We start from the raw sequence: 11,581 nt of genomic DNA, 5'->3' as shown, positions 1-11,581 counted from the left end.
CCGCGCGGACCGCATGCGATCCGGTGCGAGGCACCGCCACGAAGATGAGCCTGCGGGCGAAAGAGACGATCAAGATACAGCCTGCCGGTCGTACCCGAAGCGGGCCATCATAGCGCCGTGATCGGACACGATCCTCTCGATCTGGGCCTCACTCAACTCGTCCCGCCATTTGTCAGCGCGCCCCATTCGAAAAAAGCTCCCTTCGGTCACTTTCTCGTGGAAGCCCTTTTCCGCTTCAATGCTGCGCAGCGCCTCGAACCCGGTAGCTTCGACTGCCCGTGCGATCATGGCCCGGTCGGCATCTTCCCCGGCAAATTCCAAGATCGAGGCAAATTGCCTTTCGGGATCACGGAGCAGATCTTCGTAACGCAAGGTCAGCCGTGGAATCTCTTCCTGATCCTGCCAACTGGCGGAGTGGCTGCTCCAGCTGCCTATCCTCTGCGGTATGACCGTGGCTATCGAATCCGGTCGCCAGTCGTGCATCGCCGCCTCGTCCGCCATCAAGTCTATCGCGTGATCGATCGTATTGTTGAGATGATGCGCATAGGACGCGGCCACGGCACAGGGGTGGCGCACGATATGCACCACGCCGCGAAACGCGTCTGCCGCGAATACCGCGTCACCAGCATTGTTCCGGTAAAAGCGATCATGCAGTTTTACATAGGCCGGACCTTCCAGTCCTTCTGACACGGCCCTGTGAAATCCAGGGCGCAGAGCATCTATCGCGTCCAGCCCGAGGTCGGCCGAAGAAATGCCCGTATGGTCGTCGAACTGCTGCCTGACGCTCAACATCGCGGGAGCCGCCAGACGGCCGAGATCGCTCAAGGGGGCGCCTGTCGCAAACGCCGTCAGGAGACAGCGTATCCACGTATTGCCGCTCTTGGGAAAGGACGCGAGCAACACCAGCGAGGGCTCCGACGATAGCGCCGTTCTCATGCGGTCTCGTCGACGCGTTCGCCCTCGACGACCGGTTCGAAGCCAAGCGCCTCTTCCAGTAGTGCCGCCAGGTCTGCCGCAGGAGCCCCCCGGGCGGGGCGCACCAGTCGCACCATATGCGATTGCGCTGCCATCGCCGATACCATCCGGAACTGCAGCTCGTTGAGACCGAAGCCGTTGAGAAATTTCTTGCGGAAACTGTAGCGGAGCAGCCAATTCATGCGCTCGGCGGGTTCAAGCGGCTCGATGCGGGTCTGCCCGTTGCCGGCGACATGCAGGATTACCACCACCGCAACCGGCAACCTCGCGTCGCACCAGTTTTCCGGCACGACATAATATTTTTCCAGATCCCGCTGTGCCCTTCGAAGGCCGCTGATATCGTGACCGAAATATTCGGCACTGTCGGCCCACAGTCGGGAAGCGGGGAAGCCCGACGTCGCCATGGGGCGGCCTGCGGCATCGAGAGAAATGGGCGTTACGTCGTCGCCCATCATGCGATAGCCCCGCTGGACGAACGCGTTGGTAAGCGTCGACTTGCCTACTCCAGACGTGCCGACCAGCAACATTGCGCCGCGCGAGGTCTCGATCGCGCCTGCGTGCATTGGGAGCGTACGACGCTGCTGGAGAAGCGCAGCCAGCGCCGAGCCCTGCACATGGGGCACGGCGTCGGCCGGAGTGCAGCCCTTCGCGGGCTCAACAAGAATTCGCCGCCCGTCCTCGATCCGAAAGCGGGCGACGTCCGGCACGTCCAGCACCATCAGTCCGGGGCGGGCGATCCAGTTACGAAACCGCATCGCCTCTGCATCTTCCGGATCGCTCAGATGTTCTGCCAGCCGGATTTCGACATCGACCTCGTTGGATCGGCCAGGCGCGAATACCGAAAGCTCGATCTCCGACGCGATCTCAAGGCCGAAGGCTCGATAGCGATGGACAGTCAACGGGTGATGCCCCTCTCGGCGGTTGACGGTTGGCTTTCAAACACCTCGAAAACCAGATGAATGCGGTCCTGCGTACCTTCGTTTCGCACCGAATGCCTGGCGATATTGTTCACTTCGTAGGCATGTCCGAGCGCGAGATGGCGCTCTTCTCCGCCCGAACTGAACAGGGCCCCGGGGTTTGTCTGCACCGGCACGTGTATCTTGTGGGTCAGCAGGTTGGATCCGGCCCCATCGCGATGGGGGTCGATGACGTGTCCAGCCGCAAGTCGGGCCAGCATCACCTTTGGAAATTCGGGAGAAACGAAAGCATACTCTTCAATGGCCCGATGCATGATCGGCAGCAGGACGGGCGACCATACATCCCACGCTGGCGTGGAATAGAAATCGAGCGGGTTTCGGTTTCGGGGCGTGAATCTGAAGACGAGATGTCTCGTGTGGTGGAACACCGCGAAGTCGTTTTCCTTGCGCGAATCTTCCACCTTCCAAGTATCCTCGGAAATGCGGGCAACCAGCGGGACGAGTGCCGCGATATCGACCGGCCCGAGATCCCGGTAAGACGACGGTTTGCGTACCGGGCGCAAGGCCTGGATCGGTTGTTCGGTCCTGTCCGCTTCCACGCCTGCTCGCATAGCCCTGGTCATGTCTCGTCCGGCCGATCCGTCGTGGAAGTGGGTTTGTCGGGAAATTTCAAGAATTCAAGAGCTACCCGCGCCTGCGACTGCCCCTGCAGGTAGTCCCGCTGCTGGCTCAACCAGGCGTTCAGCGCGTTCATGTCGATATAGTCGGATCGGTTCACCAGGTTGCCGCTTTCTTGCAAGTCGGCATGAAGTCTCTTGATGGCCCCCAACAGCGGATCGGACAAATCTTCGAGCCGGACCGGCTCGAATTTGCCGGCGTGACGCTTCACCGTATCCGGAAGAAGATCGTCCATCGCGGCGCGCATCAACCATCTTTTCTGACCATTGCGAACGAACAGATCGGTCGGAATGGAGTAGACGAATTCGAGCACGCGGCGGTCGAGCAAGGGATAGCGGTATTCAATCCCGTGGCGCGCACCGCTGGCAGCCCACGTATTCAGGCGCGACTGGATTGCACCCAAATCGAAGAGATCGTTCATCGTACGTCTTACGCTGCTCTTGCGCACCGTTCGCTGCGGCAAGAACTGCGCGCGGCGTCGCAAAGCGGCGCTCGCGAAGCCACTGGGGGGGCCATCCCCCTCCTGCCGCAGGGTCTCACCTGCCAGCGCCCACGCGACGAGCGCGAATTGCCGGACCTTCCCTATGACCGTCGCGCTATCTAGATCGCGCCATAACCTGATCCAGCGCCCCTTTGCGAGCAGCTCCGTCCTGTATCCACGCCCTTCGAACGAAGCCCCCTGATCGCCGCCCCACCCCGACAGGATGACGTCGACACCCAAGCGCTGCGCCGCAAGTTGCACCGGCAGTTCGTTCAACAGGTTGCGGGGGTCGGGATGGCGGGTGACATCGCGCCGCAAAAGATCGTGGAGGACATCGGCCTCGGGCAGAGCCGCATGAAGATCTATATCCAGCGTGCGCTTCACCGACTCGCTCCATGCGGGTTCGGCTTCCGGCGCGGCCTTCGCATCCCGCCGATGCCACGAAAATCCCACGGGCTCTGAGGCTTTGCATTCGCGCAACCGGGGCACAGCAATCGCCGCGATTGCAGTGGAGTCGAGGCCACCGCTCAGATGAAGTCCGATCCGCTGCGAACCGCGTAAGCGATCTTCCACTGCCGCTTCGACAAGTTTGCGCAGATGCAGCGCATAATCACCGGGCGTAGGCAGCCGGATGCGGCCGCGCGGCCCGGGCTTCCAGTATCGCCATTTGCGCAGCGGTGCGCGTCCCGCCATCATCGCGTGGCCCCACGGCAGATTGCGTATGCCGCGATGCCAGGTGCGTTCGACGGGGACATATCGACGCGCAAGCAACCGGGTCAGCACCACATCATCGTCCAGCCGGTCGTCCACTCCCGGCAGAGCCAGCAATATTGCCGGGTCGCTAGCGCACGCGATCCATCCCGCCCCCTCGGCATAGAAAAGCGGCCGCGCGCCCACATGATCTCGGGCGCAGAACATCTGACCGGAAGAAGGGTCGAAAACGACGAAGGCATAGTCGCCGAGCAGATGCTGCGGGCACGCCTCCCCCCATTTTCGCCACGCGGCGAGGATCAGTTCGGGATCGCTTGGCATGGCGGGGGAATCTGAGGAGCCGAGTTCCGCCAGCAAATCGTCTCGCGCATCGATCCGCGCATCGGCAAGAACGATGACATCATCGCTCTCGGCGATCCCGGAACCGCGAGGCGCGCTCTGCGCGAAAACGAAGTCTCCAGCAGCGCGCGCGTCGCCAAACGGGCCAAGCCCCGATTCACTCAGGGCTTGGGCGATTGTCGCAACGAGGTCGGGCGGGCGCGTTGGCCCTGGACCGAGAAAGCACATGAAGGGCTGCAGGCTTCGATCCTCCGGCAATCCGAGGCTGCCCGGCAGGTCTCGGCTAGATCACGCTCAGCCCTCGAAGAGGTCAGGAAACGACGTAAAAAAGATCATCCTGATCGTCGACATCCCCGATCCCACCACGCGTGTGCGTCAAGGGAACCACATTGCGGATTGCAGGTGCGGACCACTCCGCGCGTTTCGCACCCTTGCCTTCGTTAACAATCTTGCTGGACATGATTCGGGCTTCTTTTTTCGTGTCTTACTGCGCCACATTAACACAAACATGGTAGCACGCAAGAAGACAAAACGTCATGTGCTGCATTGCGCCTTCCTATCGATCTGCGATTGGCAGGAAGAGAAAAGCGGGCCCTTTCGCGAAACCAGTTTCGCCACGACGTTGAATTTAAGCGACAACCGCATACTCTTTTCGCCGTTCAAGACGGAGTACAGAAGTGTCTACAAGATCGTCGACACTCAATGCCCCACCATTCGTGCGCCACGCCGGGACCACGCTTCGCATGGCGGGAGCAGATCAAGCCTTCCCCACTCGACCTCGCGCGCAGCAACTCAGGCCGTCACGCATCGATCTTGAGGAGGCCAAGACCCTTCATTTCTTCGACGAAGCGGCTCGAGTCCGAACCGCACTGCGCCCTCTCCACCTCATACGCCTGGCAAAGCGCGTCACATAGCTCGCCAAAGGTCTTCGGCTGTTCCAGCAAATCCCAGATACGCGCAGCAGTCTTGTCGATTTCATAATAGGTGCCGGTGTCGATATTCATGATCATCACGCGGTCTTCGACCTGGCTCGAAAGCGCAGTTTCTTCCCGGGCAATAACGGCATCTTCGGCGACCATCGGTGGACTGACCCTAGCTAAGCGAAAAGAGGCCTCTGCTGTCACGGATTGAGAAAGCGCACAAGGCCTGCAATGACGCCGTCAGGGAAGCGCAGCAGGTTTTGCACTATGGGCGAATCGGATACCTCTGAATGGCCGGAGGGGGATGGCGATGATGTCGAGGGAGCAGCCACGATGCAATTCGATGCGCTGATTGCCCCGGTCGATCGAGACACCTTCATCGACCGGTATTTCAACAGGGACATGCTGTATCTCCCCGGTGAGGCGGATCGCTTTGCCGGCCTGCTCGACTGGTCCGATCTCGATTATCTGCTGGAACATAACCGGCTCGAACCGCCGCGCCTCAGGCTCAGCAGAGCAGGCAAGCTGATTGACCCCTCGCTTTATACCAGAGAACGGCGCGGCGCGCGCGATCTCGACGCGGGTGCGACCAACATGCTGTTGCGGCAGGGCGCGACGCTGGTGATCAGCTACGCCGAGGAATTGCTCCCATCCCTGCGGGCGCTTGCCGATGAAACCGAGCAGCTGTTCGGCGCGCATGTGAACATCAATATCTACGCCGGATGGGGAACCGATAACGGCTTTGCCCCGCACTTCGACCATCACGACGTACTGGTCTTGCAGGCACGCGGACGAAAGCGCTGGCGTGTGGCGGACGGAGACTACACCAGACCCACCACGCGCTACCGCAACAGCCCCTGCCCGCTACCTGAAAAGTTCGGGTTCGACACTATCCTCGAAAGCGGCGACGTCCTGTATCTCCCGCGCGGATGGTGGCACGAAGCGACACCACTGGGCGAAGAGAGCCTGCATATCACCGTCGCGATATCCTGCCCGGTCGCGCGCAACGTGCTCGACTGGCTTGCCCCGCGCATCGAACAGGCGGCGATCGGCAGCGCGGCGGTACCACCTCCCAGCCGTCCGGAGGCAAGGAAAGCCTACTTCGCCGACTTGCTGCGTGCCATCGAAGCGCAGTTCGATGGAGACATTTCCGAAGACTTCGCCCGCTCTCGCGAGGCGGAACGGCCCGCCGCGCCGCGTTTCAACCTTGCAGGCATGGGCGAAAGCCCTCCCACGATCGATCGCAACACGATCATCACTCTCGCCAGTGAGAGGCGCGTGGATGAGCGCCGCAAGGACGGGGCGATCGAATGCGTCATCGTTGGCGGGCGGGAGTGGCCGTGCCACCCGCCGTTCCTGCCCGCGCTTCGCCTGCTGCGCAGCTACCGTGGAACAAGCTTCGGCGAACTCGCTGCCACGCTGGCCGATCCTGCACAGGAGAAAGCCTTGCAAGGGTTCGTCCAGATGCTGGCAGCGGGTGGCGCTGTGTTTCTGGAGCCTGGCGAGTGACAGCGAACTGGTCGCGCCTGCAAACCTTCGCAAGGATGGAGCCGCGACGACGCGCGCTGGTGCTGGAGGCGATGGCCATGCTGGGGCTTGCGCGCGCGTGGCTGGTCCTGTCCCCCTTCCGCAATGTCGCCCGGACGCTGGGCTCGCCCACCTCCACCGATGAGCCGCAGCTCCAGCTCGAGAGTCGCGCCAGTCTCGCCGCAGCAAGGGACATCCGCTGGGCGATCGCACTGGCCGCCTCACGGGTGCCCTTCCGCGCGGTCTGCCTGCAGCAGGCGGTCGCCGCCAAGCTGATGCTGCGCCGTCGAGGCATTCCCGCAACCGTCCGGTTCGGCCTGGCACCCGCCATCGCCCCGGACACATTGCCACGCGCCCATGCCTGGGTCAGCGCGGGCAAGGTCAAGGTCGCCGGCTTCCCGATCGAGCCGGCCATGGTGGTCGTCGCCCGCTTCGACTAGCATGGCGCTTGTCAGGCGCATGGTCACCGGCGTACTGAATGAACGGGATTGATCGTTAAATGAGGGCGCGCAGCTGAGGCTGAGGCGATCATGCGGAGGGCATTGTGGATCGGTTGACTTTACGCCCGCCGGGCTTCGCGGGTTCGCCAGGCATTGCCTGGCGCAGGATCGTGCTGGCATCGATCCTGACGTTGATCGTAGCGCTCTATTTCTGGACCCAGTCGCGCTACCCGGCACTTGATACCAAAGCGATGATGGGTGGCGACACGCCCATTGCAGGCATCTCCTTCGATGTGATCGTAGAAATCCTCCCCACAGATGGCTGGCTGTGGGACGTCATCGGAAACACGCTGAACTGGGCCTATACCAACTGGAAGGGCATGACATTCGGATTCATGTTCGGCGCTTGCGCACTGACCTTGCTTAGCCAGATCCAGCGGCGCAGCTTCCGGCATCCCATTGCAAATGCCTCCCTCGGCGCTGCGATCGGCGCACCGCTGGGGGTTTGCGTGAACTGCGCCGCACCGATCGCGCGTGGTTTGCACGAAGCGGGATTGCGGCTGGAAACCACGCTCGCGGCAATGATCGCGTCACCAACGCTAAACGTCATCGTGGTCTCCATGTCCTTTGCGCTGCTGCCATTCTATATGGCGACGGCAAAACTGGTCGCGATGCTTCTGTTTATTGTATTGGGCATTCCCCTGATCGTGCGCTTTGCGGGCAAGGACGTGGCCACGCAGAGAGAAGCGCTCGAACTGACGCAAGCAGCGATCGGGCAGGAACGGCGCAAAGGATGGTTCCAGCGTCTTGAGACCATCCGGGAAATGGATCCGACCGCCCCCGCTGGTGAAGGATGGCTCGGTGCGTTGCGTTGGCTGGCTGAAAGCTTCGCCCGCAACCTCGTATTTATTGTGGTCGCCACCCTGCCGCTGATGTTGCTTGCGGGTACGCTTGGAGCAATCGCGATCACCTTTCTACCTTTCGATAGGATCGCTGATTGGATCGACTTCGGCGGGTACGGTTACAAGTTCGCGATGATCGTGCTGATCGCAGTAATCTGCATCTTCCTGCCCGTCCCGATGAGCTTCGATGTGGTGCTCGCCACCATCCTGATCGCGTCGGGTTGGCCCGCGATTCTCGTCATGCCGCTGCTGCTGTGCCTCGGGTCTTTTAGCGTCTATTCCTACCTCGTCATCGGGCGGGCAGTCTCTTGGCGGCTGTCCACGAGCGTAATGGCGGCTCTGGTCATGTTGGCCATCGCGACCACCGGGGTCGCCTGGCGCTTCGACGTGCAAAAACGTGAATCGGCCACCGCGAACAACATCGCCTATCTCAAGACCGGTCTGCAGCTTTACGATCCTCCCGCCGCAAAACCCGTCGGCGCGACGAAAGAGCAGATCGCCGCACTCAAGCGGGGGGTGCAATCGCCCCCGGCTCCGGCGGACCTGCTGGTCGATAACAGCGGCCCCGGCACCGTCACCGCCACCTTGCGGTCGCTGGGGTCGCATGGATCGACCGGCGGGGGGACGCCGTTCACGCGCCTGCCCGGCAGCGATATCGGGCTCGACCTTGCTCCTTCACTGTCGGGGCTCGAAGTGCTTGAACCCTATACGATGTACTGGGCTGCGGCGGCTGGCGACATCGATGGCGACGGATGGACCGATGTTGCGTTGGCCAATCCGCCGAGCAAGGGCGGCATTGCGCTGTTCGCCAACGTGGGCGGCCGGTTCCATCGCCAGATATTGCAGCTGGACCAGATCGATCGGCATTTCGTGAACGCGGTCGCGTTCGTCGATCTGAACAATGACGGGAAATCCGATCTCTTCGTCTCGACCTATTTCCATGGAGCCTGGGTCTTCTGGAATCGCGATGGCTTCTCCTCGGATGCGGCGACCGCGCTGGACAATGGCGATGCACCAATGGTCGGCGCGCCAGGTTTTGCCGACCTCGATGGCGACGGGAATCTGGATATTCTGGCGGCCAACTGGTCGACAGGGACCAATGGCAATAACCACCTGCCCTTCCTGCTTTCGTCGCGCGATCGCATCATGTGGAACGATGGCGATGAACGCTTCACCTCCCAACTGCTGGAAGGCCTGCCCGGGGAATCGCTGACCTCGCTGATCACCGATGTCGACGGTGACGGGCGCCCCGATCTTCTGATCGGGGACGACGTATCGACGTCCGACAAGGTCTATCTGAACAAGGGAAGTCGCAAGTTCACGCTCCTGCGCAAGCAGGACAAGCTCATTCCCTACCTGACCAATACCACGATGAGCCTCGACATGGGCGACGTCGACAATCGTGGTATGGACACGCTTTATGCCGTTCAGATCGCGTTCGAGCACAAGAAGGAACAGTTCAATCCCGATGTCACCTATTGCATCGACGACCTTTCGATGGAGATCGACAAGACTGCCTGTTTCGCCATCGTGAAAGATCGGTCGCAGGCCTATCGTTCGGCGAGCGCCCAGTATTCGGATTGCGACAAGATGGTCGATCCACGCTATCGGGCGATGTGTGCGGCGCTCAGCATGATCCGCCGGTCGGGCTACAAATCGGATCCCACTGCTTGCGATAACCTGCCCGCCCAATGGACCGATATCCGGGCGCAATGCCTGAGCGCCAACGGCCAGAGGGTGCCCAATGGCAAGAAGCTTATCGAGAAAGCCGGCTATGTCGGCGGGGTACGTGGACGAAACGTGCTGCTGCACCGTTCGTCTTCGGGCGGAGATTTTGTCGACCAGACTCGCTCCCGCAGCGTCGCGCAGCCGGGTTGGGCGTGGAACAGCAAGTTCGCTGATCTCGACCAGGATGGCTGGCAGGACATCTTCGTCGCGTCGGGCTTCCTGACGCATCGCAGCGTTCTGCCCTCGACCTATTACCGCAATTCCGGAAACGGCAATTTCGAGCGGGCCAGCAAGGAATTCGGCTTCGAAGACGAGATTCCCAGCACCAGCTATCTGCTGCTCGATTTCGATCGTGACGGGGATATGGACCTGATCCGCCCTTCGGCGATCAGCCAGCCGCTTGTGCATCGGGCGGACGGAATACGCGGCGGATCGCTCTGGGTTCGCCTCGACGATAGCATCGGCAACCGCAGCGGCGTGGGCGCAACCGTGCGCGTGCGGATCGGCAAGACCTGGCTCACCCGCGAAATTCGGCAGAGCGGCGGCTTCGCGTCGGCCGATCGGCCCGAAGCCCATTTCGGTCTAGGGGCTGCGCGCAAGGTCGATAGCGTGGAGGTGCTTTGGCGCGACGGGTCCAAAACCATGCTGAAGGGGCCGATCCCGGCCAATAGTGAATTGACCGTTCGCCGGGCGAAATAGGCGCTATACAACCACACTGCGCGTCGGGCTATTCGGCCCGGTTCGCAGCGGGATCGTCCAAGAGAAATTTAGCCAGAGCGCGATCCCTGACCACTTCCCCTGCGAGCGAGCGATCGCGCAGGCCCGACAGCAACTGCCATGCCCGCTTCATCAGCCAGTGGGGATAGCGCAGCCATAAGAGGCGATCTTCTATCCGCCCCCCGCTCGTCGCCACGATGCCGGCGCGCGACGGCATGAGAGCTCGCGCGAAGGCTTTGTCGATGCCGGCCAGACGACCGGCATCATCCCGGGCTTCGCGCACCATCTTGCGCTGGTGCACTGCCCTGGACGGCTGGACGAGCAAGCCCTCGGCATGGTCGACGAGGGTTTCTGCCACCAGCGGAAGATGCGCGCTGTCCAAGCCTAGCCGCTCTGTGTCGGCTCCATGCCGCTCAAGCAGTTGCAGCACGAGCGCGAGTGTGGGCAGCAAGCCGAATTGCTCGGCCCTCTCGTAGAGCTCGCCCAGCCGATCCACCCTCCTCTCGATCAGCATCGCGACGTCGGCGAGAAGCAACGGGCCGCAATCGAACAGCGACTTGGGGCCTGCGTGGAGGAGGAGGTGAAGAAATGTAGCACATGGAGCGCTGACTGGTATCGGGTGCCCCCCCAGCCGCACATGCTCCACACTATCGCGTACGAAGGCAGCCAGCGATGCGGTATCGATCGATGGCAAGGCAGCGAGATCGTGATGCAGTTCGACCGCGAGCCCACTCGCGGAGTGGATCAGCGCGGGCTGCTGATACCCCCGGTCAAGCGCCGTCTCCAGATCGCCCGGCAAAGCGTGGAAACCCAGAGCGGTCAGCGCGTCGCGCGCTGCCACGGACCGGTCGCGGGGGATCAGGATATCCAGATCGCGCATCGGGCGCACCGCAGGCTCGGCAGCGACACTCAGGCGCAGCGCCGCCCCCTTCAGGAAGACATGCGGAACATTCGCTTCGGACAGCGCACGGCTCGTGCGGACGATGCCGCCTTTCAGATCCAGCCAACGCACCTGCTGGGATGCAAAGGACTGCGCACATTCCTCGGAAAAAACCGGGGGGAATGAAGGGCCGATGCCCGAGCGCTGGCGTAGATGAAGCAGCGGTCGCAACCGATATTCGCGCGCAACCTGTGCAATCCAGTTCCATTCCGCCTGCGTCAGCTCCGACGCAGGCTCATCGTTCGAAGCGCAGAGCCAGCTGAAAAGCTGGCTATGGGCTCTTCTCGAAGCTTCGTCCATCCGCCT

At 62.0% G+C, this 11,581-nt stretch carries 10 protein-coding genes; 3 read left to right on the top strand and 7 right to left on the bottom strand.

Features of this window, described 5'->3' with window-relative positions; all coding sequences use genetic code 11:
* Positions 1-69: 69 nt before the first annotated feature.
* The 6 genes from AAG591_RS09505 to AAG591_RS09480 form a co-directional block, all read right to left on the bottom strand.
* Positions 70-936 carry a sulfotransferase domain-containing protein gene (locus tag AAG591_RS09505; protein WP_342530959.1) on the bottom strand — a complete coding sequence of 289 codons (867 nt, stop codon included), beginning with the start codon at positions 934-936 and terminating at the stop codon, positions 70-72.
* On the bottom strand, positions 933-1,874 hold the full coding sequence (locus tag AAG591_RS09500) for a hypothetical protein (protein WP_342530958.1): 942 nt from the start codon (positions 1,872-1,874) through the stop codon (positions 933-935). The genes AAG591_RS09505 and AAG591_RS09500 overlap by 4 nt, the downstream gene beginning before the upstream one ends.
* A complete protein-coding gene (locus tag AAG591_RS09495; RefSeq protein ID WP_342530956.1) occupies positions 1,871-2,515 on the bottom strand; it encodes an aspartyl/asparaginyl beta-hydroxylase domain-containing protein in 645 nt (214 codons plus the stop codon). The genes AAG591_RS09500 and AAG591_RS09495 overlap by 4 nt, the downstream gene beginning before the upstream one ends.
* On the bottom strand, positions 2,512-4,329 hold the full coding sequence (locus AAG591_RS09490) for an asparagine synthetase B family protein (RefSeq protein WP_342530955.1): 1,818 nt from the start codon (positions 4,327-4,329) through the stop codon (positions 2,512-2,514). Before AAG591_RS09490 ends, AAG591_RS09495 begins: the two co-directional genes overlap by 4 nt.
* An 82-nt stretch (positions 4,330-4,411) precedes the next feature.
* Positions 4,412-4,561, bottom strand: a complete 150-nt coding sequence (locus tag AAG591_RS09485) for a hypothetical protein (protein ID WP_342530954.1) — start codon at positions 4,559-4,561, stop codon at positions 4,412-4,414.
* Between the two features lie 340 nt (positions 4,562-4,901).
* Positions 4,902-5,180: a PqqD family protein gene (locus tag AAG591_RS09480; protein WP_342530953.1), complete on the bottom strand. Its 279-nt coding sequence runs from the start codon at positions 5,178-5,180 to the stop codon at positions 4,902-4,904.
* A gap of 108 nt (positions 5,181-5,288) precedes the next feature.
* Between AAG591_RS09480 and AAG591_RS09475 the strand changes: the two genes are divergently transcribed.
* From AAG591_RS09475 to AAG591_RS09465, 3 genes are all read left to right on the top strand, one after another.
* A complete protein-coding gene (locus AAG591_RS09475; protein WP_342530952.1) occupies positions 5,289-6,530 on the top strand; it encodes a cupin domain-containing protein in 1,242 nt (413 codons plus the stop codon).
* The gene (locus AAG591_RS09470; RefSeq protein WP_342530950.1) at positions 6,527-6,988 is read left to right on the top strand and encodes a lasso peptide biosynthesis B2 protein; all 462 of its coding nucleotides are present in this window, start codon (positions 6,527-6,529) and stop codon (positions 6,986-6,988) included. The genes AAG591_RS09475 and AAG591_RS09470 overlap by 4 nt, the downstream gene beginning before the upstream one ends.
* A gap of 104 nt (positions 6,989-7,092) precedes the next feature.
* Complete coding sequence (locus AAG591_RS09465; protein WP_342530949.1) at positions 7,093-10,317, top strand: FG-GAP-like repeat-containing protein; 3,225 nt, start codon at positions 7,093-7,095, stop codon at positions 10,315-10,317.
* 28 nt (positions 10,318-10,345) lie between these two features.
* Here AAG591_RS09465 and AAG591_RS09460 read toward each other — a convergent pair whose 3' ends face one another.
* Positions 10,346-11,575: a nucleotidyltransferase family protein gene (locus AAG591_RS09460; protein WP_342530948.1), complete on the bottom strand. Its 1,230-nt coding sequence runs from the start codon at positions 11,573-11,575 to the stop codon at positions 10,346-10,348.
* Positions 11,576-11,581 lie beyond the last annotated feature (6 nt).

This window comes from Citromicrobium bathyomarinum (genome assembly GCF_038594485.1).
GTDB lineage: Bacteria > Pseudomonadota > Alphaproteobacteria > Sphingomonadales > Sphingomonadaceae > Alteriqipengyuania > Alteriqipengyuania bathyomarina_A.
The sequence above is the reverse complement of the archived record's forward strand: the minus strand, read 5'-3'. Positions and strand labels throughout refer to the sequence as shown.